We start from the raw sequence: 23,317 nt of genomic DNA, 5'->3' as shown, positions 1-23,317 counted from the left end.
GGCGCCCTTTTTTGTGGTCGTTATTTGAGCAACGTCTTTAAGTCCTCCAGCGCCACCGGCCGGCTGTGCAAATAGCCCTGATACAAATGGCAGTCCAGCCCCTGCAAGAACGCCAACTGCTCCGGGGTTTCCACGCCCTCGGCAATCACCTCTAGCTCCAGGCTGCGCGCCATGGCGACAATCGCGCGAATGATCTCCGCAACATTGGAGTCGGTGGTCGCGTCGCGAATAAACGACTGGTCGATTTTCAGCGTGTCCACCGGTAAGCGCTTCAGATAAGTCAACGACGAATAGCCGGTGCCGAAATCGTCCATGGCGAAGCTGACGCCGAGTTTCTTCAAGCGGCGCATTTTGCCGATGGTGTCGTCCAGATTCTGAATGACGATGCCTTCGGTGATCTCCAGTTTCAGCAGCGAGCAGGGCAGGCCGTGGCTGCTCATGCTGTGTTCGATACGCTCGACGAAATCGTTCTGGCGGAACTGTCGCGGGCTGATATTCACGCACAGGCTGAAATTCAACGGATCGACCAATTGCAGCGCGATCAGCTGTTTGAACGCCTCGCAGGCTTCATCGAGAATCCACGTGCCGACCTCCAGAATCAGGCCGCTGTCCTCCAGCACCTTGATGAATTCGGTGGGCGACTGCGCGCCGAGTTCCGGGTGGTTCCAGCGTACCAGTGCTTCGGCGCCGATGATGCGGTTGTCCCGGGCGTCGACCTGCGGCTGGAAGTGCACATTGAACTCACCGCGCGATAACGCCAGGCGCAGATCGGTCTCCATGCGCAGCCTTTCGCTGGCCGCTTTCTGCATGGTGTTGTGATACATCTGCGTGGTATTGCGCCCGGAATCCTTGGCCCGATACAGGGCGATGTCGGCGCGCTTGAGCAAGTCAGTCGGGGTCGAGCCGTGGTCGGGGATCAGCGCCACGCCGATGCTCGGCGTCACTTGCAGACGCTGGCCATCGAGGAACATCGGCTCGGAGAGCAGCTCGCGCAGGGTGTCGGCCAATGCACGAACCTGCGTGCTGACTTCATGGCGCGAGCCTTCCAGGCCACTGAGCAAAACGACGAATTCGTCACCGCCCAGGCGCGCCACGGTGTCTTCCATGCGCACGCTGGCTTCGAGTCGCGCGGTGATGATCTTCAGCACCGTGTCGCCCACCGGGTGACCGAGCGAGTCGTTGATGTGCTTGAAATGATCGAGGTCGAGAAACAGCAAGGCCCCGCGCAAATTGTGGCGCTTGAGCAAGGCAATCTGCTGGCTCAGGCGATCCATCAGCAGCGCGCGGTTGGGCAGGTTGGTCAACGGGTCGTGATAGGCGAGGTGGCGAATCTGCGCTTCGGCGTTTTTCAGCAGGCTGACGTCCCGTGCCGTCAGCAACAGGCACGCGGTTTCATTGAGCGTGATCGGCTCGACCGAGACCTCCACCGTCAGCCGTTCGCCACGCTTGTTGCGGCCGAGCATTTCCTGATGGTGCACGCGGCCCTTGATCTGCAATTCGGCGAGCAGGGCCGAGCGCTGTTTTTCTTCGGCCCAGATGCCGACCTGATAGACGGTTTTGCCCAGCACTTCATCGGCGCGGTATCCGGTAAGGCGGCAGAACCCGTCGTTGACCTCCAGGTAGCGGCCAGTGTCGCGTTCGGTGATGGTGATCGCGTCGGGGCTGGAGTGAAAGGCCTTGGCGAATTTCTCTTCGCTGGCCTTGAGCGCGGCTTCCGAGCGTTGTTGCTGGGTGATGTCGCGCAGGGTGGTAACGATGCAGGGCAGATCCCCGACGCTGATCTGTCGGCTGGAAATGACGCAGGTCAGCGACTGTCCGTCCTTGTGCTGGACGATGATCGCGACATTGCTCAGGCCTTGCTCGCGGATCACCCGCTCGATGCGTTGCAGACTTTTTGCAGAAGCGTCCCACAGGCCGATTTCCTCGGCGGTATGGCCGATGACGTCGGCGGCGCTCCAGCCGAAGGTCTGGGTAAAGCTGGAATTGATCTCGATGAACTCGCCGGTTTCCTGGCGCGTGACGCAGATCGGATCGGGGCTGACCTGAAACAGCGTGGCGAATTTTTCTTCCGAGGCCACCAGGCGCTGTTCGCGCTCGACCTGATCGGTGATGTCCAGCAGCGTGCCGGCCATGCGCAACGGCGCGCCCTTGTCATCGCGATAGAGGCGGGCGCGGCTTTCCAGATAACGCGAGCTGCCGTCCGGCAGTTGCACGCGATACGTCAGTTGGTAATTGCCTGCCGGGCCTTCACGCAGGCTGCGGTAGGCATCGCGCATGCTGTCGCGCTCCTCGCCCGGTACGCCCTCGAAAAACGCTTCGAAGGATTCGTGAAACGGAATCGGCTCCAGCCCGTGCAATTGCGCCGCCCGCGCCGAGCCATAGAGCATGCCGCTGGGGATGTGCCAGTCCCAGGTGCCCAGTTGTGCCGAGTCCAGCGCCAGATCGAGGCGTTCCTGGCTGTCTTTGAGCGCGAGTTCGGCGGCTTTGCGCTCGGTGGTATCGAGGAACGTGCTCAGCAGGTACGGCTGCCCTTCAAGCTCGACCTTTTGCGCGCTTAGAATACCGTCATGAACCTGGCCGTTGCTGGCACGAAACTGCACTTCCATGCTGACCAGATCGCCCTTGGCCTTGGTTTTTTTCACCAGTTCACCGCGTTGCTCGGGGTGCACCCACAGGCCCAGTTCCAGCGTGGTGCGGCCAATCGCGCTTTGCACTGGCCAGCCGAAAAGGCTTTCGAAATACTGATTGGCCTCGCTGATCAGGCCGTCTTCCTGACGGGTCAGCAGCACCATATTCGGGCACAGGTGAAAAAGTGTCGCGAAACGTTTCTCCGAACTGCTCAGGGCCTGCTCGCGTTGACGCTGTTGGGTGATCTCGCGAATCACCCCGATCATTCGCGGGCGCCCGTGTTTGTCCGGCAGCAGGCTGCCGCTGACCTCCAGCCAGTGCAGACTGCCGTCGGGCCAGCGAATGCGATGATGCATCGCTTGTTCCAGCGGCGCGCCGGCAATCACCGCGTGAAAGGCGCGAACGGTCTTCGCACGGTCTTCCGGCGGCAGCAGGTCGAGGTATTCCAAATCCTGCGGCAACGGTTGCCGCGGATCGAAGCCGAACAATGCCTGCGTGCCGCGCGACCAGCTGATCTGCCCGCGCTCGATGTCCCAATACCAGGCGCCGAGCCGGGCGCCATTGAGCGCGGCGAGCAATTGCGGCGCGCTCTCCCAGCTCTGCTCGGAATGACGCGGGTCGATGGCCTGGATGCGCGGCATCGGCGGAATTCGGTCAACAGATTTCGGCATTGATCACGGGCCTTGAGCTGATGTGGGGCGTTAGGCACAAAAACGGTGGTTTACCGGCGTGGCACAAGTCAGCCCGGAGTCCCTGGCCGATCGATTTGCGCATCCAGCAAGGCCATGAAGGCTTTTGCCGCATTCGACAGCGTCCGTTCGGTGTGCAGGATATAGCCTAGCTGGCGAGTGAGCTGTATGCCCGGCAAAGCGATACTTGCGACCTGATCGTCGAGCATGGTGCGCGGCAGCACGCTCCAGGCCAGACCGATCGAGACCATCATCTTGATGGTTTCCAGGTAGTTGGTGCTCATGGCGATGTTCGGCGTCAGGCCCTGGGCTTCGAACAGACGCTGCACAATATGGTGGGTAAAGGTGTTGCCGCCGGGGAACACCGCCGGATGCCCGGCAATATCGGCCAGACTGACGGCGCCGTTATTGATCAGCGAATGTTCCGGGGCGACCACGAAATCCAGCGGGTCGTCCCACACCGGCATCGCATGCACCAGCGCGTGGGGCTCGGGCGCGAGGGTGATGACCGCCAGTTCGGCGCGGCCGTGAAGAATTTCCTCGTAGGCCACTTCCGAATCGAGGAACTGAATATCCAGCGCCACCTTCGGATAACGCCGGGTGAATTCCCTTAATAGAGGGGGCAGGCGGTGCAGGCCTATGTGGTGACTGGTGGCGAGCGTCAGGCGGCCGCCGACTTCGCCGGTCAGATTGGTCAGGGCACGACGCGTGTCGTCCAGCACATTCAGCATCTGATAAGCCCGCGGTAGCAAGGCGCGGCCGGCCTCGGTCAGGCCGACTTCACGGCCCAGTCGGTCGAACAGGCGCACCTTCAATTGCTGCTCGAGACCGGCGATGCGTTTGCTGATCGCCGGTTGCGTCAGGTGCAGGCGTTCGCCCGCACCGGAGAAACTGCCGGTCTCGGCGATGGCTATAAAAGCGTTGAGGTTAGCCAAGTCCATGTCGCATTCCAGTTGGTTATCCAAAGCATGAAAAATATGAATTTGAGTTATTTAATCTAACCCCATAGGATCGGCCTCACAAGCCAAAGGGTTATTGATAAGCCCAGGGCATAGAAACAAGCTGATGAGGAACCGTCTGATGGCCGGCAAAACGCTCTACGACAAGCTCTGGGATTCGCATTTGGTCAAGCAGCGCGACGATGGCTCTGCGCTGATCTATATCGATCGTCACATCATCCACGAAGTGACCTCGCCGCAAGCCTTCGAAGGCCTGCGTCTGGCCGGGCGCAAGCCTTGGCGCATCGATGCCAACATTGCGACCCCGGACCACAACGTACCGACCACGCCGGAGCGCAAGGGCGGCATCGAGGCCATTGCCGATCAGGTTTCGCGTTTGCAGGTGCAGACCCTCGATGACAACTGCGACGAGTACGGCATCGTCGAGTTCAAGATGAACGACGTGCGCCAGGGCATCGTCCACGTCATCAGCCCGGAGCAGGGCGCGACCTTGCCGGGCATGACCGTGGTCTGCGGCGACTCGCACACCTCGACCCACGGCGCATTCGGCGCGCTGGCCCACGGTATCGGCACTTCCGAGGTCGAACACGTCCTCGCCACCCAGTGCCTGGTCGCCAAGAAAATGAAAAACATGCTGGTGCGCGTCGAAGGCCAATTGCCGTTCGGCGTGACCGCCAAGGACATCGTCCTCGCGGTGATCGGCAAGATCGGCACCGCCGGTGGTAACGGCCATGCCATCGAATTTGCCGGCAGCGCGATTCGCGATTTGTCCGTCGAAGGCCGCATGACCATCTGCAACATGTCCATCGAGGCCGGCGCCCGCGTAGGCCTGGTGGCGGCGGACCAAAAGACCATCGACTACGTCAAGGGCCGCCCGTTCGCGCCAAAAGGCGAGCAGTGGGACATGGCCGTCGAAGCCTGGAAAGATCTGGTCTCCGACGCCGATGCCAAATTCGACACGGTGGTTGAGCTGGACGCGGCGAAAATCAAGCCACAAGTCAGTTGGGGTACTTCCCCGGAGATGGTCTTGGCCGTTGATCAGAACGTGCCGGATCCGGCCAAGGAGATGGATCTGGTCAAGCGCGACTCGATCGTCCGCGCCCTGAAATACATGGGGTTGACCGCCAATCAGGCGATCACCGACATCCAGCTTGATCGCGTGTTCATCGGCTCTTGCACCAACTCGCGGATCGAAGATCTGCGCGCCGCTGCGGTGATCGCCAAGGGCCGCAAGGTTGCCGCGACCATCAAGCAGGCCATCGTCGTGCCGGGCTCGGGCCTGGTGAAGGCCCAGGCTGAAGCCGAAGGTCTGGACAAGATTTTCCTCGAAGCCGGTTTCGAATGGCGTGAGCCAGGGTGCTCGATGTGTCTGGCGATGAACCCGGACCGCCTGGAGTCCGGCGAGCATTGCGCCTCGACGTCCAACCGTAACTTCGAAGGCCGTCAGGGTGCCGGTGGCCGTACCCACCTCGTCAGCCCGGCCATGGCGGCGGCAGCGGCAGTGAACGGTCGTTTTATCGACGTTCGTGAATTGATCTGAAGGAGCGCAGCATGAAAGCTTTTACCCAGCACACTGGTCTTGTCGCGCCTCTGGATCGTGCCAACGTCGACACCGACCAGATTATTCCAAAGCAGTTTTTGAAGTCGATCAAACGCACCGGTTTTGGTCCGAACCTGTTCGATGAATGGCGTTACCTGGATGTCGGCCAGCCGTATCAGGACAACTCCAAACGTCCACTGAACAAGGATTTCGTCCTAAACGCCGAGCGTTATCAAGGCGCCAGCGTTTTGCTGGCCCGCGAGAACTTCGGCTGCGGCTCCAGCCGTGAACACGCGCCGTGGGCGCTGGAAGAGTACGGTTTCCGCAGCATCATCGCGCCGAGCTATGCCGACATCTTCTTCAACAACAGTTTCAAGAACGGCTTGCTGCCGATCATCCTCAGCGACGCAGAAGTTGATGAACTGTTTAAACAGGTTGAGGCCGAGCCGGGTTATCAATTGCAGATCGACCTGCAAGCGCAGACCGTGATCCGCCCGGATGGCAAGGTGTACAGCTTCGAGATCGATGCGTTTCGCAAGCATTGCCTGCTCAACGGTCTGGACGATATCGGCCTGACCTTGCAGGACGGCGATGCGATTGCGACGTTTGAGGCCAAACATCGGGTTAGTCAGCCGTGGTTGTTTCGCGACGTTTGAGGTTGATGTAGTCAAGGCCGGCCTCTTCGGGAGCAAGCCCCCTCCCACAAGGGAATGCATTTCAAAATGTGGGAGCGAGCCTGCTCGCGAAGACGGCAGCTCAAACAACACAAATACAGGATGTGACCCATGACCAGCACCGCCCAGCACACCCAAGTCGTCCAGAAGCAATTCGGCGAACAGGCCGCCGCTTACCTGAGCAGCGCCGTTCACGCTCAGGGCCGCGAATTCGCACTGCTACAGGCTGAACTGGCCGGGCAGGGCGAGGCGCGGGTACTGGATCTGGGTTGCGGCGCCGGTCATGTGAGTTTTCATGTGGCGTCGCTGGCCAGGGAAGTGGTGGCGTATGACCTGTCGCAGCAGATGCTCGACGTGGTCGCCGCTGCTGCGGTTGATCGCGGCCTGGACAACATCATCACGGTCCACGGCGCCGCCGAGTGCTTGCCGTTCGCCGACGGCGAGTTCGATTTTGTGTTCAGCCGTTATTCGGCGCATCACTGGAGCGATCTCGGCCTGGCCCTGCGCGAAGTGCGCCGTGTATTGAAACCGGGCGGCGTGGCGGCGTTCGTCGACGTGTTGTCACCGGGCAGTCCATTGTTCGACACTTACCTTCAAAGCGTCGAAGTGCTGCGTGACACCAGTCATGTGCGCAATTACTCCGGCGCCGAATGGCTGCGCCAGGTCAGCGAAGCGGGCCTGCATGTGCGCAGCACTTCGCGCCAACGCCTGCATCTGGAATACAGCAGTTGGGTCGAGCGCATGCGCACCCCAGAGGTGATGCGCGCGGCGATCCGCCAGTTGCAGCAATCGATGGGCAATGAAGTACGCGAATATTTCGAGATTGCGGCCGATGGTTCGTTCAGCACCGATGTGCTGGTACTGATGGCCGAACGATAAGCATTTTTCCGGGCGCGTCGTGATGGGCGCACCGACTGAAGACATGAGGAAAGCATGAGCAAGCAGATTCTGATTCTCCCAGGTGACGGTATTGGCCCGGAAATCATGGCCGAAGCGGTCAAGGTGCTGGAGCTGGCCAACGACAAGTACAGTCTGGGCTTCGAACTGAGCCACGACGTGATCGGTGGCGCTGCCATCGACAAGCACGGCGTGCCGCTGGCCGACGAAACCCTCGATCGTGCCCGCGCTGCCGATGCCGTGCTGCTGGGCGCGGTCGGCGGTCCGAAATGGGACACCATCGAGCGTGACATCCGCCCTGAACGCGGCCTGCTGAAGATCCGTGCGCAACTGGGCCTGTTCGGCAACCTGCGCCCGGCGATTCTGTACCCGCAACTGGCTGAGGCATCGAGCCTGAAGGCGGAAATCGTTGCCGGTCTGGATATCCTCATCGTGCGTGAACTGACCGGTGGTATCTACTTCGGCGCACCGCGTGGCACCCGTACCCTGGACAACGGCGAGCGTCAGTCCTACGACACCCTGCCGTACAGCGAGAGCGAGATCCGTCGCATCGCCCGCGTCGGTTTCGACATGGCCATGGTCCGCGGCAAAAAGCTCTGCTCGGTGGACAAGGCCAACGTGCTGGCGTCCAGCCAGTTGTGGCGTGAAGTGGTCGAGCAGGTCGCCAAGGATTACCCGCAAGTCGAACTGAGCCACATGTACGTCGACAACGCCGCCATGCAACTGGTGCGCGCGCCGAAGCAGTTCGACGTGATCGTCACCGACAACCTGTTCGGCGACATTCTGTCCGACGAAGCGTCGATGCTCACCGGTTCCATCGGCATGCTGCCCTCAGCTTCGCTGGATGCCAACAACAAGGGCATGTACGAGCCGTGCCACGGTTCTGCACCGGACATCGCCGGCCAAGGCATCGCCAACCCGTTGGCGACGATCCTGTCGGTGTCGATGATGCTGCGTTACAGCTTCAATCTGCACGACGCCGCCGATGCCATCGAAAAAGCCGTCAGCGTGGTGCTCGATCAAGGGCTGCGCACGGGCGACATTTATTCGCCCGGTTGCACCAAAGTCGGTACGCAGGAAATGGGCGACGCAGTAGTCGCCGCGCTGCGGAATCTGTAATCTCTCGGGCCCGCTGCGAAATTCAATACAAAGCAGCGGCCCACTTTTCAAGAAGGTGTAGTTGCGATGAAACGTGTAGGTCTGATCGGTTGGCGCGGGATGGTCGGTTCCGTGCTCATGCAGCGGATGCTGGAAGAGCAGGATTTCGATCTTATCGAGCCGGTGTTTTTCACCACGTCCAATGTCGGTGGCCAAGGCCCGTCCGTGGGCAAGGACATTGCTCCGCTCAAGGACGCTTACAGCATTGACGAGCTGAAGACCCTCGACGTGATCCTGACCTGCCAGGGCGGCGACTACACCAGCGAAGTGTTCCCGAAACTGCGCGAAGCCGGCTGGCAAGGTTACTGGATCGACGCGGCGTCGAGCCTGCGCATGAACGATGACGCGGTGATCATTCTCGATCCGGTCAACCGCAAGGTCATCGATCAGCAACTCGACGCGGGCACCAAGAACTACATCGGCGGCAACTGCACCGTCAGCCTGATGCTGATGGGCCTGGGCGGTCTGTTCGAAGCCGGTCTGGTCGAGTGGATGAGCGCCATGACTTATCAGGCGGCCTCCGGTGCCGGCGCGCAGAACATGCGTGAACTGATCAAGCAGATGGGCGCGACCCACGCCGCTGTCGCCGATCAACTGGCCGACCCGGCCAGCGCGATCCTCGACATCGACCGTCGTGTAGCCGAGGCCATGCGCAGCGACGCGTACCCGACCGAGAACTTCGGTGTGCCGCTGGCCGGCAGCCTGATCCCATGGATCGACAAGGAACTGCCGAACGGCCAGAGCCGCGAAGAGTGGAAGGCCCAGGCCGAGACCAACAAGATCCTCGGTCGCTTCAAGAGCCCGATCCCGGTCGACGGCATCTGCGTGCGCATCGGCGCCATGCGTTGCCACAGCCAGGCGCTGACCATCAAGCTGAACAAAGACGTACCGATCGCCGATATCGAAGGGCTGATCAGCCAGCACAACCCTTGGGTCAAACTGGTGCCGAACAACCGCGACATCAGCATGCAGGAGCTGAGCCCGACCAAGGTCACCGGCACCCTGAATGTACCGGTCGGCCGTTTGCGCAAGCTGAACATGGGTTCGCAATTCGTCGGTGCCTTCACCGTCGGCGACCAGCTGCTATGGGGCGCGGCCGAACCGCTGCGCCGCATGCTGCGGATCCTGCTGGAGCGTTGATCGCTTGAAGTTGTGAAAGGACCCGTGCCTTGCGAGAGGTGCGGGTTTTTTTATGCCATGGATTTCTCCGGTGTCTGTGCTGCCTTCTTCGCGAGCAGGCTCGCTCCCACATTGGAATGCGGTCCCCTGTGGGAGCGAGCCTGCTCGCGAAAGGGCCGGCACAGCCACCGCAAGTCCCCGGCAGAAATTGCCTGCACGCCAACCACCCGGTAAAGTGCCGCTCCCCCCGTTTTGCCAGAGGTAGCTCCATGACCCAGACTTTCGATATCGCCGTTGTCGGCGCCACCGGTACTGTCGGCGAAACCCTCGTACAGATTCTCGAAGAACGCAATTTCCCGGTCGGCAATCTGCATTTGTTGGCCAGCAGCGAGTCCGCCGGCAGTTCGGTGCTGTTCCGCAATAAAAACGTGCGCGTGCGCGAAGTCGACGAGTTCGATTTTGCCAAGGTCAAACTGGTGTTTTTCGCCGCCGGCCCGGCCATCACCCTGAGCTATGCCGCCCGCGTCCATGCTGCCGGTTGTTCGCTGATCGACTTGTCCGGCGCCTTGCCGGTCGATCAGGCGCCGCAAGTGGTGCCGGAAGCCAACGCCAGCGTGCTCGCCGGCCTGGCAGCGCCGTTCCAGGTCAGCAGCCCGAGCCCGTCGGCCACTTCGCTTGCCGTGGTACTGGCGCCGTTGCTCGCCCTGATCGACCTGCAATACGTCAACGTCACCGCCAACCTGGCCGTTTCCGCCCAGGGGCGCGAAGCTGTTGCCGAACTGGCGCGGCAAACCGCCGAGCTGCTGAACATGCGTCCGCTGGAGCCGACCTTCTTCGACCGGCAGATGGCGTTCAACCTGCTGGCTCAGGTCGGCACGCCCGACGCTCAAGGCCATACGCTGCTGGAAAAACGTCTGGTGCGCGAGTTGCGTCAGGTGCTGGCACTGCCTTTATTGAAGATTTCCGCAACTTGCGTTCAAGCCCCGGTGTTTTTTGGCGATAGCTTTAGCGTGACCTTGCAGTCAACAAAGGCTGTCGACCTGCAAAAAATCAATGCTGCGCTGGAAGCCGCGCCCGGCATCGAACTGGTCGACGCTGGCGATTACCCGACCGCCGTCGGCGATGCGGTGGGGCAGGACGTGGTCTACGTCGGCCGCGTGCGCAGTGGTGTCGACGACCCGGCGGAACTAAATCTGTGGCTGACGTCAGATAACGTACGCAAGGGCGCCGCGCTCAACGCGGTGCAGGTGGCTGAGTTGTTGATAAAAGGCCTGCTGTAAAAGATACTTGGCAACAATTTGTCGACTGATTCTAGGTGAGCGCTATGCTTGCCCGAAGCACTTGATAACGTGTCACTCTCCGGGACTTTCCGGGGCATCAAAGAAATGATCGCGCGCGACGGCTGTCGTCGTTGCGCGCAATGCCTTACGGCAGCGGTATTCAACATCTTCTCGCTGGCCGAGGAACGTTCAAACAAAGGATGAGGCTATGGTTCAAGTTCGCAAACTGGTGTTAGCAATAGCGGCCGCCTCGGCGCTGTCCTCCGGTATGGCGCATGCCCTCGGGCTCGGGGAGCTGACCCTGAAGTCGACCCTGAACCAGCCGCTGGTGGCTGAAATCGAGCTGCTCGATGTCAAGGATCTCACCGCTGCCGAAGTGGTGCCGAGCCTGGCTTCACCTGAAGATTTCGCCAAGGCCGGCGTTGATCGTCAGGCTTTCCTCAATGACCTGACGTTCACTCCGGTGCTCAACGCCGGCGGCAAAAGCGTGCTGCGCGTGACCTCGAGTCAGCCGCTGTCGGAACCGATGGTGAAATTCCTCGTGCAGGTGATGTGGCCGAACGGCCGTCTGCTGCGTGATTACAGCGTGCTGCTGGACCCGTCGAAGTTCTCGCCGCAGACCGCTGACGCCGCCGCGCAACCGGCGCCGTCGTCGACCATCGCCGCGCCGACCACCGGCGCCACCCATCGCAATCAATACACCACCACGCCGCGCGACACCCTGTGGGAAATCGCGGCGAAGGCGCGCAACGGCGGGTCGGTGCAGCAGACCATGCTGGCGATTCAGGCGCTCAATCCGAATGCGTTTATCGACGGCAACATCAACCGTCTGAAAACCGGACAGGTGCTGCGCCTGCCGGACCCGGTGCAAAGCACGGCGCTGCCACAGTCGGCCGCCATCGCTGAAGTGGCGGCTCAGAACGAGGCCTGGCGTCAGGGTCGTCGTTACGTGGCCAAGCCTGGTACCGGTCAGCAGCAGCTTGATGCAACCAATCGCGGCCGTGGCAATGCCGGCGCGGCGCCCAACACGCAGGACAACCTGAGCCTGGTGTCGGCCGAAAGTGCCAAGCCGGGCGCAAAAGGTCCGGCGGGCGATGCCAAGGCGCTGAGCAACAAACTGGCGATCACTCAGGAAAACCTCGACACGACCCGTCGTGACAACGAGGAACTGAAAAGCCGTATGGCCGATCTGCAGAGCCAGTTGGACAAACTGCACAAGCTGATCGAGCTGAAGAACAATCAATTGGCGAAGATGCAGGCGCAAGGGGCAGGTGCTGCACCAGGCGACGCTGCTGCAGTGCCAGCCGTTCCGGCGATCACCGCCGAGTTGGCCGCTACGCCACCGGCAACGCCAGCAGAAGCGGCACCGACACCGGAATCGGCGATTGCACCCCCCGTCGATACGCCGGTTGAGCCGGCTGTTGAACCGAAACCGCCTGTCGATGAAGAGAAAACCTTCAACGAACTGCTGACCAATCCGATCCTGCTGGGGCTGATCGGTGGCGGTGCCGTCGTTCTGCTGCTTTTGCTGTTGCTGCTGGCACGTCGCCGCAAAGCCCAGCAAGAAGCCGAAAAACATCTGCGTATGGCCCGCGCGCTGGCAGAAGAGCAAACGTTCTCTGCCGAGCAGGATCTGCCTGAGAGCAGTTTCGAAGGCCTGGAAACCCCGGCTGCGAGCGTCAAGCTCAATACCCCGGCGCCAGCGCCAACACCTGCTCCGGTCGTAACGCCGGTGGTCATGGCCGAACCGATCGCCGCGCCGCTGGTGGCGCCGGCCGCCGAGCGTTCCGATGACGTACTCGACAAGGCTCAGTCGCATATCAACGCCGGTCGTTTGAATCAGGCTGCTGCACTGCTGGAAGAGGGCGTCAGCCTGGAGCCGCAGCGCAGCGATCTGCGCCTGAAGCTGATGGAAGTCTATGGTCAGCAGGGCGATCGCGATGCGTTCGTCGGCCAGGAGCGTCAGTTGGTAGCCAATGGCGACAACTTCGCCAAGGTCGAAGCGCTGAAAAGCCGCTTCCCGGCCATGGCCGTGGTTGCTGCCGGTGGGCTGGCTGCGGCTGCCGTCGCCGCCGAGCTGGACGCGCAATACGTCAAGGATCTTCTGCAGGACGAGCCAGAGGCGCCCGAGGCTGCCGCTGACGGCCTCGACACCGCTTTTGATCTGAGCCTGGACGATCTCGACAACATCACGCCGGTAGATCCTGCTCCGGTGGTTGAACCAGAAGCGCCGGTCGAGCTGGATGCGTTTCCGGCCGAAGACGATCTGAGCTTCGAATCGGTGCTGCAACAGCAAACCGAGGTGAAGGACAATCTGGACGATCTGTCGGATTTCGACCTGGATCTGGATCTTGGTGCAGAGCCATCGCCGTCCACCCTGGCGGAAGATGACTTCCTGCTGGATCTGGACGAGGGCGTGAAAGATCTGCCACCCGTCGAGGCGCCGGTCGTCGCTGACGTACCGCAGGACGATCTGGAGTTGCCGGATGATTTTGATTTGTCGCTGGCGGACGAAATGGACAGCCATCCAGCCGCCGAGCCGGATGCCTTTGCGGCCGAACTGGATGACGTCAACGCTGAGCTTGATCGTCTGTCGCAAAGCATTGCCGAGCCGACCTTCACCGAAGCGGATGCAGCGATGGGCGATGATCTGGGTGAGGACGATTTCGACTTCCTTGCTGGCACTGACGAAATCGCCACCAAGCTCGATCTGGCCCAGGCCTATGTCGATATGGGCGACAATGAAGGTGCGCTCGAAATCCTGGAGGAAGTTATCAAAGACGGTAACGAGACGCAGCAGAGCGAGGCGAAGGAAATACGTTCCAGGCTGGGATAAGTTCAGCGCTAAACAGAAGCGGCAGCCGGTGAGGCTGCCGTTTTTGTTTTTGCCCGTTTCAGCGGCGTTCGAAAGATTGCTATCGCGAGCAGGCTCACTCCTACAGTTGAAATGCATACCCCTTGTAGGAGTGAGCCTGCTCGCGATGGGGCCCGATTCGCCGATAGAGAACTCTGGCATCCCCAGCCCACCGCCTTATAATGCCCGCCTTTGCAAAATCAGCAGGCTGTCCCACCTTGGCAAACATAGATAACCCGGTCGCCGAAATGGCCCCCGACGGCTTTTACCGCGTCGCGCTGGGCGTTGAGTACAAAGGCTCGCGCTACAGCGGCTGGCAGCGTCAGCTGACCGGCGTGGCAACGGTGCAGGAAGAACTTGAAAAAGCTTTGTCGAAAGTCGCCAACTCGCCAGTTTCCCTGCAGTGCGCCGGGCGCACCGACGCTGGCGTGCATGCCTGCGGGCAAGTGGTGCATTTCGACACTCAGGTCGATCGTTCGCTGAAAGCCTGGGTGATGGGCGCCAATATCAATCTGCCCCACGACATCAGCGTCAGTTGGGCCAAGGTCATGCCGGCGCATTTTCACGCACGCTTCAAGGCGATTGCGCGGCGTTATCGCTACGTGATCTACAACGATCAGATCCGCCCGGCGCATCTGAACGAAGAAATCACCTGGAACCACCGGCCGCTCGACGTCGAACGCATGGCCGAGGCGGCGCAATACCTGATCGGTACCCATGATTTCAGTGCCTTTCGCGCCGGCCAGTGCCAGGCCAAGTCGCCGATCAAGAAAATGCACCATCTACGCGTGACCCGGCACGGCAAAATGATTGTGCTCGACATTCGCGCCAACGCCTTTCTGCATCACATGGTGCGCAATATTGCCGGGGTGCTGATGACCATCGGTGCCGGCGAGCGCCCTGTGGAGTGGATGAAAGAAGTGCTGGAAAGTCGTGAGCGCCGCTCCGGTGGTGTAACAGCGCATCCTTACGGGCTGTATCTGGTGCAAGTTGAGTATCACGACGAGTTCCCGCTGCCGGAGCGCTTTATCGGGCCACATTTCCTTACGGGTTTCTCCGAACTTGACGGCTGACGCCCTCGAACGCTTTTGTTACCATCCGGGACTTTCCGGATTTTGCTTGAGGTTGTTATCGACATGTCCGCCGTTCGCAGCAAGATTTGCGGGATTACCCGCATCGAAGATGCCTTGGCTGCGGTTGAGGCCGGCGCGGATGCGATCGGCCTGGTGTTTTACGCCAGGAGCCCGCGTGCGGTGAACGTGCAACAGGCGCGGGCGATCATCCAGGCGTTGCCGCCGTTCGTGACCACCGTGGGTCTGTTCGTCAACGCCAGCCGCTGCGAGCTGGGCGAGATCCTCGACGCGGTGCCACTGGACTTGCTGCAGTTCCATGGCGACGAAAGCGCCGAGGCCTGCGAAGGCTGGCATCGTCCGTACATCAAGGCGCTGCGGGTCAAGGCCGGCGATGACATTGCCGCCGCCTGCGATGCCTATCCCGGCGCCAGCGGTGTGCTGCTCGACACATATGTCGAAGGGGTGCCTGGCGGAACTGGCGAGGCGTTTGACTGGTCACTGATTCCGCAGCGCTTGAGCAAGCCGTTGATTCTCGCGGGTGGCTTGACGCCGGAAAACGTCGCAGAGGCAGTTGCACGGGTCAAGCCGTACGCGGTGGATGTCAGCGGCGGGGTAGAGGCTAGCAAGGGCATCAAGGATCACCACAAGATTCGCGCATTCATCAACGCGGTGCGCGGCAATACATTGCCGATGTGACGGCTGGCAGTCTGCCGCCGTCCATCAATGCACTTGCACACAGCAGGCGCGGCTGAGGGTTTCTGGATCGCACGCAGGTCATGTTTCGCGCTGACCGCGGCTGTTCACCAACCATCGCCACACACATGAATTTAGCTCAAGGGCATACGCGGGGCTGCGAACCAGAGCGTTCGGGCCGCCGGTACTGGAGAAAAGAAAGCATGAGCAACTGGTTAGTAGACAAACTGATCCCTTCGATCATGCGTTCCGAGGTCAAGAAGAGCTCGGTGCCTGAAGGTCTGTGGCACAAATGCCCGTCTTGCGAGGCTGTGCTGTATCGTCCGGAGCTGGAAAAGACCCTGGACGTTTGCCCCAAGTGCAACCATCACATGCGCATCGGCGCACGCGCGCGCATCGACATCTTCCTCGATGCCGAGGGCCGCAACGAACTGGGCGCCGATCTGGAGCCGGTTGACCGTCTGAAATTTCGCGACGGCAAAAAATACAAGGACCGTCTGACCGCGGCCCAGAAGCAGACCGGCGAAAAGGATGCGTTGATCTCCGTCAGTGGCACGCTGCTCGGCATGCCGGTGGTGGTTTCGGCGTTCGAGTTCAACTTCATGGGCGGTTCCATGGGCGCCATCGTCGGTGAGCGCTTTGTACGCGCCGCCAACTACGCCCTGGAAAACCGTTGCCCGATGATCTGCTTCGCCGCTTCCGGCGGTGCGCGCATGCAGGAAGCCCTGATCTCGCTGATGCAGATGGCCAAGACTTCCGCCGTGCTGGCGCGTCTGCGCGAAGAGGGCATTCCATTCATCTCCGTGCTGACCGACCCGGTCTACGGTGGTGTTTCCGCCAGTCTGGCAATGTTGGGCGACGTGATTGTCGGCGAGCCGAAGGCGCTGATCGGTTTTGCCGGTCCGCGGGTGATCGAGCAAACCGTGCGCGAAAAACTGCCGGAAGGTTTCCAGCGCAGCGAGTTCCTGCTGGAACACGGCGCGATCGACATGATTATTCATCGTCAGGAGCTACGTCCGCGCCTGGGTAATCTGCTGGCACAAATGACCGGCAAGCCGACGCCGAAATTCGTTGCTGCGCCCGTCGAGCCGATCGTGGTCCCGCCGGTGCCTGCCAACGTATGACCGAGCGCACCCTTGGCGAATGGCTCGCCTACCTTGAGCAGTTGCATCCGTCCGCCATCGACATGGGGCTGGAGCGTTCGCAACAGGTAGCGTCCCGTATGGGGCTGGGCCAGCCGGCGCCTCGGGTGATTACGGTCACCGGCACCAACGGCAAGGGATCGACCTGCGCGTTCGTGGCTTCGTTGCTGCGCGCGCAGGGCCTCAACGTAGGTGTCTACAATTCCCCGCACCTGCTGCGTTATAACGAGCGGGTGCAGCTCAATGGCGTCGAAGCCACTGACGCGCAGTTGTGCGGAGCCTTCGCGGCGGTCGAGGCCGGGCGTGGCGACACTTCCCTGACGTACTTCGAAATGGGCACTCTTGCGGCGTTCTGGCTGTTTCAGCAGGCCGGCCTTGATGCGGTGGTTCTGGAAGTCGGTCTGGGCGGGCGTCTGGACACGGTCAACGTGGTCGATGCCGACATCGCTCTGGTCACCAGTATTGGCGTCGATCACGCCGATTATCTGGGCGATACCCGCGAATCCGTAGCCTTTGAGAAGGCCGGTATTTTCCGTCAGGGCAAGCCTGCCTTGTGTGGCGATCTGAATCCTCCGCAACCGCTGCTCGACAAGGCGCGCGAACTGGCTTGCCCGTTCTTTCTGCGCGGGCGCGATTTCGACCTCGGTGTTACCGATCGGCACTGGCAGTGGCGCGGTACCGATGCGCAGGGCCACGCAGTCGAATTGCACGACTTGCCGTTGCTTGATCTGCCGATGGAAAACGCTGCACTGGCATTGCAGGCCTATCTGCTGCTCGGCTTGCCGTGGGAGGCGGGGCAAATTGTGGCGGCGTTGCAGGCGACGCGCGTGGTCGGGCGTCTGGATCGTCGCGTGTTCGAATGGCAGGGCAAGCGCCTGAATTTGTTGCTGGATGTCGGTCACAATCCGCATGCCGCTGAATATCTCGCTCGTCGGCTGGCTGCGCGCCCGCCGGCTGGCAAGCGCCTCGCCGTGTTCGGTCTGCTGGCGGACAAGGATCTCGATGGTGTTGTTGGCGAATTGAATGCTAGTGTCGCGCATTGGGCCGTTGCACCGTTGGATTCGCCGCGTGCCCGCCCGGTGGCCCAATTGCACGCTGCCTTGCAGGACCTGGGTGCTTCGGTCACGTCGTACGATAGCGTGGCGGCCGCTCTGGAAGGGCAGTGCGCTGTAGCGACCGGCGACGACGAGATTCTGTTGTTCGGATCATTTTATTGTGTCGCCGAGGCCCTTGAATGGTTGGCCCGGCGCTCCACGGAGGACGCGGCAAATGGCTTTGCTGGATAAAGCGTACAAGCAGCGCATGGTCGGTGCTTTGGTGCTGGTGGCGCTGGCGGTGATTTTCCTGCCGATGCTGTTTTCCCGTCAGGATGAGCAGCGTCAGGTGACTGTCGAGGCGCCGGCGGCTCCGCAAGCGCCGGTCGTGCCGCAAGTGCAAATGGAAACCGTGGCGGTGCCGGAGCCGCAAGCCTTGCCGCAAGAGCCGGTACCGACTGACGAGGAAGTCACGCAGGATATCGCGCCTGCCGCCCCGGTGGCGCCCGCGCCTGCGCCAGTCGCCCCCATCGCTATCGCCAAACCGGCTGCGCCGCCGGCGGTGGCCAAGCCGATTCCGGCACCGGCCCAGCCGATCACATCGGCAACGAGCAAGCCTGACACTACGCAAAGCCGCGTTGATGCCAACGGCCTGTCGGTAAGCTGGTCGGTGCAATTGGCCAGTCTGTCGAGTCGCGCCAGTGCCGAGAGCCTGCAGAAAACCCTGCGCAGTCAGGGCTACAACGCCTACATTCGCTCTGCGGATGGCAAAAACCGGGTATTCGTAGGTCCACTGATCGAGCGCGCCGAAGCCGACCGTCTGCGTGACTTGTTGAGTCGTCAGCAGAACCTCAAGGGCTTCGTTGTCCGTTTCCAGCCTGAACGTGGCTGAAATCTATCACTCCGATTGAAAAGCACTGACAATCGCAGCTTACCGAGTGGCATGCGCTCTGCTAAAATGCGCCGCCTTATCCGTCTGTAGGCTGCACTGTGCCATTTACCTGGGTTGACTGGGCGATCGTTGCAATCGTCGCCATCTCCGCTTTGATCAGTTTGAGCCGCGGCTTCGTCAAGGAAGCATTATCGCTGGTGACCTGGATCATCGCAGGAGCGGTTGCCTGGATGTTCGGTGGCTCATTGTCCGAGTACCTCGCCGGATACATCGAAACCCCATCGGCTCGCGTGATCGCGGGCTGTGCCATCATGTTTGTCGCCACACTGATCGTGGGCGCAATGATCAATTATCTTATCGGCGAGTTGGTTCGCGTCACCGGGTTGTCCGGGACCGATCGATTCCTCGGCATGGCTTTCGGCGCTGCGCGTGGCGTGCTGCTGGTGGTCGTGGCGGTCGGGCTGTTGAGCCTGGGGCCGGTACAGCAGGACGGGTGGTGGAAAGAATCACAGCTCGTGCCAAAGTTTCTATTGGTCGCCGACTGGTCCAAAAACCTGATTCTCGGGTGGAGCAGTCAGTGGCTTGCCAGCGGAATCAGCGTACCCGCTGATATTCCGTTCAAGGAGCAACTCTTGCCGTCGGCGAAAACGCCACAGTGAGTGTTGTTCAGTTCAGATCCATTAAGTAGGGGTTGCGTCGCATGTGTGGCATCGTCGGTATCGTCGGTAAGTCGAACGTCAATCAGGCGCTGTATGACGCGCTAACCGTGCTCCAGCACCGCGGCCAGGACGCTGCCGGTATCGTGACCAGCCATGATGGCCGGTTGTTCCTGCGCAAGGACAATGGCCTGGTGCGTGACGTGTTCCAGCAGCGTCACATGCAGCGTCTGGTCGGTCACATGGGTATCGGTCACGTCCGTTACCCGACCGCCGGCAGCTCGACGTCGGCCGAAGCCCAGCCGTTCTACGTCAACTCGCCTTACGGCATCACTCTGGCGCACAACGGTAACCTGACCAACGTTGAGCAGTTGGCCAAAGAGATCTATGAATCCGACCTGCGTCACGTCAACACCAGTTCCGACTCGGAAGTGTTGCTCAACGTGTTCGCTCACGAACTGGCGCAACGCGGCAAGCTGCAACCGACCGAAGAGGACGTGTTCGCCGCTGTGACCGACGTGCATAACCGTTGCGTTGGCGGTTACGCGGTGGTGGCAATGGTGACCGGCTACGGCATCGTCGGTTTCCGCGATCCGCATGGCATCCGTCCGATCGTGTTCGGCCAGCGTCACACCGACGAAGGCGTCGAGTACATGATCGCCTCCGAAAGCGTTTCGCTGGACGTGCTCGGTTTCACCCTGATCCGCGACCTGGCGCCGGGCGAAGCGGTGTACATCACCGAAGACGGCAAGCTGCACACCCGTCAGTGCGCGACCAATCCATCGCTGACTCCGTGCATCTTCGAACACGTTTATCTGGCGCGTCCGGATTCGATTATCGACGGCGTGTCGGTTTACAAGGCACGTCTGCGCATGGGTGAGAAGCTCGCCGAGAAGATCCTGCGCGAGCGTCCGGAACACGATATCGACGTGGTCATCCCGATTCCGGACACCAGCCGTACAGCGGCGCTGGAACTGGCCAACCATCTGGGCGTGAAATTCCGCGAAGGTTTCGTCAAGAACCGTTACATCGGCCGCACTTTCATCATGCCAGGCCAGGCGGCGCGCAAGAAGTCGGTACGCCAGAAGCTCAACGCCATCGAACTGGAGTTCCGCGGCAAGAACGTGATGCTGGTCGATGACTCGATCGTGCGCGGTACCACCTGCAAGCAGATCATCCAGATGGCCCGCGAAGCCGGCGCGAAAAACGTCTACTTCTGTTCGGCGGCACCGGCGGTTCGCTTCCCGAACGTGTACGGCATCGACATGCCAAGCGCTCACGAACTGATCGCACATAACCGCTCGACGCAGGACGTCGCTGACCTGATCGGCGCCGACTGGCTGATTTATCAGGACCTGCCTGACTTGATCGAAGCGGTCGGTGGCGGCAAGATCAAGATCGAGAACTTCGATTGCGCCGTGTTCGACGGCAAGTACGTGACCGGTGACGTCGACGAGGCTTACCTGAACAAGATCGAACAGGCGCGCAACGATGCCTCGAAGGTCAAGACCCAGGCGGTCAGTGCGATCATCGATCTGTACAACAACTGAGTTTCAACCGGCCCTGAGGGGCCGGTTTTGTATCTGACTTTTATTTTTCGAGAACACAGCAAGGAGTGACAGCATGAGTCAGGAATGGGATGCCGGTCGGCTGGACAGCGACCTTGAAGGCGTAGCGTTCGATACCCTGGCCGTCCGTGCCGGTCAGCACCGTACGCCGGAAGGCGAACACGGTGATCCGATGTTCTTCACCTCCAGCTATGTGTTTCGCACCGCTGCCGATGCTGCCGCGCGGTTTGCCGGGGAAGTGCCGGGTAACGTTTACTCGCGCTACACCAACCCGACCGTGCGTGCGTTCGAAGAGCGCATTGCCGCACTGGAAGGCGCCGAGCAGGCAGTCGCCACGGCAACCGGCATGGCCGCGATCATGGCGGTGGTGATGAGCCTGTGCAGCGCTGGCGATCATGTGCTGGTGTCGCGCAGTGTGTTCGGTTCGACCATCAGCCTGTTCGAGAAATACTTCAAGCGCTTCGGCGTTGAAGTCGATTACGTGCCGCTGGCCGACCTCTCGGCCTGGGAAGCGGCAGTCCAGACCCATACCAAATTGTTGTTTGTCGAGTCGCCGTCCAATCCTCTGGCCGAGCTGGTCGACATCGCCGCGCTGGCAGAAATCGCGCACGCCAAAGGCGCGATGCTGGTGGTCGACAACTGCTTCTGCACGCCTGCGTTGCAGCAGCCGCTGAAGCTGGGCGCGGATATCGTCGTGCACTCGGCGACCAAGTTCATCGACGGCCAGGGTCGTTGCATGGGCGGTGTCGTCGCCGGTCGCAGTGAGCAGATGAAGGAAGTCGTCGGCTTCTTGCGTACGGCCGGGCCGACCCTGAGCCCGTTCAACGCATGGATCTTCCTCAAAGGTCTGGAAACCCTGAATCTGCGGATGAAGGCGCATTGCGCCAACGCGCAGGCACTGGCCGAATGGCTGGAGCAGCAGGACGGTATCGAAAAAGTCCATTACGCCGGTCTCAAGAGTCATCCGCAGCACGCGCTGGCCCAGCGTCAGCAGAAGGGCTTCGGTGCCGTGGTCAGCTTTGAGGTCAGGGGCGGCAAAGAGGGCGCATGGCGTTTCATTGATGCGACGCGGCTGATTTCGATCACCGCCAACCTCGGCGACAGCAAAACCACGATTACACACCCAAGCACGACCTCCCATGGTCGCTTGGCGCCGGCGGAGCGTGAGGCAGCAGGCATTCGTGACAGTCTTATCCGCGTTGCGGTCGGGCTGGAAGACGTGGCAGATCTGCAGGCCGACCTGGCACGCGGTCTGGCGGCGTTGTGATCGAGTTGTCCACACCGTCGGCCAATACCCATGGCCGCGTTGCGTTGGTCACCGGTGCCGCGCGCGGCATCGGGCTGGGCATTGCGGCGTGGCTGATCAGCGAAGGCTGGCAAGTGGTGCTGACCGATCTCGATCGGGCGCGCGGTTCGAAAGTGGCGAAGGTGCTCGGCGAAAACGCCTGGTTCATCGCCATGGACGTAGCTGACGAAAATCAGGTTGCACTGGGTGTGGCCGAAGTGCTGGGGCAGTTTGGCCGGCTCGATGCACTCGTCTGCAACGCGGCGGTGGCCGACCCGCACAACATCACCCTGGAAAGCCTTGATCTGGCTTACTGGAACAGGGTACTTGCAGTGAACCTCAGTGGGCCTATGCTGCTGGCCAAGCACTGTGCGCCGTATCTGCGCGCGCACAACGGCTCGATCGTCAACCTGGCCTCGACCCGTGCGCGACAGTCCGAGGCGGACTCTGAGGCGTATGCGGCGAGCAAGGGCGGCTTGCTGGCGCTGACCCACGCGCTGGCAATCAGCCTTGGGCCGGAAATCCGCGTGAACGCCGTCAGCCCGGGCTGGATCGATACTCGTGATCCCTCGGTGCGGCGGGCCGAGCCTCTGGCTGATGCTGACCATGCCCAGCATCCGGCGGGCAGGGTAGGCACGGTCGAGGACGTGGCGGCAATGGTTGCATGGCTATTGTCGAGGAATGCCGGGTTTGTGACTGGCCAGGAATTCGTCGTCGATGGCGGCATGACGAAAAAGATGATCTACAGCGAGTAAGGTCGCCTTTTTCGCCTGACTTTGCGTTGAATCAACTGACGCCTTCGCGAGCAAGCTCGCTCCCACATTTGGAATGCAATCCCCTGTGGGAGCGAGCTTGCTCGCGAAGGCGGTCTTGCAGGATGGAAGCAATTTCGTCTTTTTCAGAAAAACTTCAATCCCGCTATTGACTTAGCTTCGCCACCTGCGTAAATTTCGCGGCCTCGGAGATGCAAACGGGTGATTAGCTCAGCTGGGAGAGCGTCTGCCTTACAAGCAGAATGTCGGCGGTTCGATCCCGTCATCACCCACCACTCCCGAGAAGCTTGCGCAAGCAAGAGAGTAGGCTGAAAGTGCCTGCACCGACGCGCAGCGGTAGTTCAGTCGGTTAGAATACCGGCCTGTCACGCCGGGGGTCGCGGGTTCGAGTCCCGTCCGCTGC

The 23,317-nt window shown here is 61.1% G+C and carries 18 protein-coding genes and 2 tRNA genes; 18 read left to right on the top strand and 2 right to left on the bottom strand.

Translation table 11 applies throughout. The features are described 5' to 3' along the window. Positions 1-20 precede the first annotated feature (20 nt). Both HU755_RS24885 and HU755_RS24880 read right to left on the bottom strand, forming a co-directional pair. Positions 21-3,299, bottom strand: coding sequence for a PAS domain S-box protein (locus tag HU755_RS24885; protein WP_186637560.1), 3,279 nt, complete (start codon positions 3,297-3,299; stop codon positions 21-23). 68 nt (positions 3,300-3,367) lie between these two features. Further along, positions 3,368-4,258 carry a LysR family transcriptional regulator gene (locus tag HU755_RS24880; RefSeq protein WP_186637558.1) on the bottom strand — a complete coding sequence of 297 codons (891 nt, stop codon included), beginning with the start codon at positions 4,256-4,258 and terminating at the stop codon, positions 3,368-3,370. Positions 4,259-4,397: 139 nt separating this feature from the next. Between HU755_RS24880 and leuC the strand changes: the two genes are divergently transcribed. The 18 genes from leuC to HU755_RS24790 all read left to right on the top strand — a co-directional run bounded on the left by leuC (position 4,398) and on the right by HU755_RS24790 (position 23,317). After that, positions 4,398-5,816 (top strand): 3-isopropylmalate dehydratase large subunit, encoded by a 1,419-nt coding sequence (gene leuC, locus HU755_RS24875; RefSeq protein WP_186637555.1) that lies wholly within the window; start codon positions 4,398-4,400, stop codon positions 5,814-5,816. Between the two features lie 11 nt (positions 5,817-5,827). Then, positions 5,828-6,472, top strand: a complete 645-nt coding sequence (gene leuD / locus HU755_RS24870) for a 3-isopropylmalate dehydratase small subunit (RefSeq protein ID WP_186623428.1) — start codon at positions 5,828-5,830, stop codon at positions 6,470-6,472. Between the two features lie 129 nt (positions 6,473-6,601). Further along, a complete protein-coding gene (locus HU755_RS24865; protein WP_186637553.1) occupies positions 6,602-7,369 on the top strand; it encodes a class I SAM-dependent methyltransferase in 768 nt (255 codons plus the stop codon). 54 nt (positions 7,370-7,423) lie between these two features. Continuing rightward, complete coding sequence (gene leuB / locus HU755_RS24860) at positions 7,424-8,506, top strand: 3-isopropylmalate dehydrogenase (RefSeq protein ID WP_186637548.1); 1,083 nt, start codon at positions 7,424-7,426, stop codon at positions 8,504-8,506. A 66-nt stretch (positions 8,507-8,572) separates the two neighbouring features. Then, on the top strand, positions 8,573-9,685 hold the full coding sequence (gene asd / locus HU755_RS24855) for an aspartate-semialdehyde dehydrogenase (RefSeq protein WP_186637546.1): 1,113 nt from the start codon (positions 8,573-8,575) through the stop codon (positions 9,683-9,685). Between the two features lie 248 nt (positions 9,686-9,933). Then, the gene (locus HU755_RS24850) at positions 9,934-10,944 is read left to right on the top strand and encodes an aspartate-semialdehyde dehydrogenase (RefSeq protein WP_186637544.1); all 1,011 of its coding nucleotides are present in this window, start codon (positions 9,934-9,936) and stop codon (positions 10,942-10,944) included. Positions 10,945-11,152: 208 nt separating this feature from the next. Continuing rightward, the gene (locus tag HU755_RS24845; protein WP_186637542.1) at positions 11,153-13,780 is read left to right on the top strand and encodes a FimV family protein; all 2,628 of its coding nucleotides are present in this window, start codon (positions 11,153-11,155) and stop codon (positions 13,778-13,780) included. A gap of 266 nt (positions 13,781-14,046) precedes the next feature. Further along, complete coding sequence (gene truA / locus HU755_RS24840) at positions 14,047-14,871, top strand: tRNA pseudouridine(38-40) synthase TruA (RefSeq protein WP_186552368.1); 825 nt, start codon at positions 14,047-14,049, stop codon at positions 14,869-14,871. 63 nt (positions 14,872-14,934) lie between these two features. Next, a complete protein-coding gene (locus HU755_RS24835) occupies positions 14,935-15,567 on the top strand; it encodes a phosphoribosylanthranilate isomerase (RefSeq protein ID WP_186637540.1) in 633 nt (210 codons plus the stop codon). A 200-nt stretch (positions 15,568-15,767) separates the two neighbouring features. Next, positions 15,768-16,688, top strand: coding sequence for an acetyl-CoA carboxylase, carboxyltransferase subunit beta (gene accD / locus HU755_RS24830; RefSeq protein ID WP_186624032.1), 921 nt, complete (start codon positions 15,768-15,770; stop codon positions 16,686-16,688). Beyond that, a complete protein-coding gene (folC, locus tag HU755_RS24825) occupies positions 16,685-17,992 on the top strand; it encodes a bifunctional tetrahydrofolate synthase/dihydrofolate synthase (RefSeq protein ID WP_186637537.1) in 1,308 nt (435 codons plus the stop codon). The genes accD and folC overlap by 4 nt, the downstream gene beginning before the upstream one ends. Next, positions 17,976-18,632 (top strand): SPOR domain-containing protein, encoded by a 657-nt coding sequence (locus tag HU755_RS24820; protein WP_186624028.1) that lies wholly within the window; start codon positions 17,976-17,978, stop codon positions 18,630-18,632. The genes folC and HU755_RS24820 overlap by 17 nt, the downstream gene beginning before the upstream one ends. A 98-nt stretch (positions 18,633-18,730) precedes the next feature. Continuing rightward, positions 18,731-19,291 carry a CvpA family protein gene (locus tag HU755_RS24815; RefSeq protein ID WP_186552365.1) on the top strand — a complete coding sequence of 187 codons (561 nt, stop codon included), beginning with the start codon at positions 18,731-18,733 and terminating at the stop codon, positions 19,289-19,291. Positions 19,292-19,332: 41 nt separating this feature from the next. Then, positions 19,333-20,838 (top strand): amidophosphoribosyltransferase, encoded by a 1,506-nt coding sequence (gene purF, locus HU755_RS24810; protein ID WP_007956466.1) that lies wholly within the window; start codon positions 19,333-19,335, stop codon positions 20,836-20,838. A 73-nt stretch (positions 20,839-20,911) separates the two neighbouring features. Further along, a complete protein-coding gene (locus HU755_RS24805) occupies positions 20,912-22,123 on the top strand; it encodes an O-succinylhomoserine sulfhydrylase (RefSeq protein WP_186637534.1) in 1,212 nt (403 codons plus the stop codon). Beyond that, a complete protein-coding gene (locus HU755_RS24800; protein ID WP_186552367.1) occupies positions 22,120-22,896 on the top strand; it encodes an SDR family oxidoreductase in 777 nt (258 codons plus the stop codon). The genes HU755_RS24805 and HU755_RS24800 overlap by 4 nt, the downstream gene beginning before the upstream one ends. Positions 22,897-23,113: 217 nt before the next feature. After that, a tRNA-Val gene (locus HU755_RS24795) sits at positions 23,114-23,189 on the top strand. Positions 23,190-23,244: 55 nt separating this feature from the next. Further along, positions 23,245-23,317, top strand: a tRNA-Asp gene (locus HU755_RS24790).

The sequence above is a fragment of the Pseudomonas sp. SWRI111 genome (assembly GCF_014268555.1).
In the GTDB taxonomy this organism is placed as follows: Bacteria; Pseudomonadota; Gammaproteobacteria; order Pseudomonadales; family Pseudomonadaceae; genus Aquipseudomonas; species Aquipseudomonas hamedanensis.
This window is presented reverse-complemented; position numbering and strand designations above follow the sequence as displayed.

Coding starts and splice junctions, on each gene's coding strand:
- HU755_RS24835 (WP_186637540.1), top strand. CDS start 14,935: ATGTCCGCCGTTCGCAGCAAGATTTGCGGGATTACCCGCATCGAAGAT.
- HU755_RS24850 (WP_186637544.1), top strand. CDS start 9,934: ATGACCCAGACTTTCGATATCGCCGTTGTCGGCGCCACCGGTACTGTC.
- HU755_RS24805 (WP_186637534.1), top strand. CDS start 20,912: ATGAGTCAGGAATGGGATGCCGGTCGGCTGGACAGCGACCTTGAAGGC.
- accD (WP_186624032.1), top strand. CDS start 15,768: ATGAGCAACTGGTTAGTAGACAAACTGATCCCTTCGATCATGCGTTCC.
- leuC (WP_186637555.1), top strand. CDS start 4,398: ATGGCCGGCAAAACGCTCTACGACAAGCTCTGGGATTCGCATTTGGTC.
- truA (WP_186552368.1), top strand. CDS start 14,047: ATGGCCCCCGACGGCTTTTACCGCGTCGCGCTGGGCGTTGAGTACAAA.
- asd (WP_186637546.1), top strand. CDS start 8,573: ATGAAACGTGTAGGTCTGATCGGTTGGCGCGGGATGGTCGGTTCCGTG.
- HU755_RS24865 (WP_186637553.1), top strand. CDS start 6,602: ATGACCAGCACCGCCCAGCACACCCAAGTCGTCCAGAAGCAATTCGGC.
- purF (WP_007956466.1), top strand. CDS start 19,333: ATGTGTGGCATCGTCGGTATCGTCGGTAAGTCGAACGTCAATCAGGCG.
- folC (WP_186637537.1), top strand. CDS start 16,685: ATGACCGAGCGCACCCTTGGCGAATGGCTCGCCTACCTTGAGCAGTTG.
- HU755_RS24885 (WP_186637560.1), bottom strand. CDS start 3,299: ATGCCGAAATCTGTTGACCGAATTCCGCCGATGCCGCGCATCCAGGCC.
- HU755_RS24820 (WP_186624028.1), top strand. CDS start 17,976: ATGGCTTTGCTGGATAAAGCGTACAAGCAGCGCATGGTCGGTGCTTTG.
- HU755_RS24845 (WP_186637542.1), top strand. CDS start 11,153: ATGGTTCAAGTTCGCAAACTGGTGTTAGCAATAGCGGCCGCCTCGGCG.
- leuB (WP_186637548.1), top strand. CDS start 7,424: ATGAGCAAGCAGATTCTGATTCTCCCAGGTGACGGTATTGGCCCGGAA.
- leuD (WP_186623428.1), top strand. CDS start 5,828: ATGAAAGCTTTTACCCAGCACACTGGTCTTGTCGCGCCTCTGGATCGT.
- HU755_RS24880 (WP_186637558.1), bottom strand. CDS start 4,258: ATGGACTTGGCTAACCTCAACGCTTTTATAGCCATCGCCGAGACCGGC.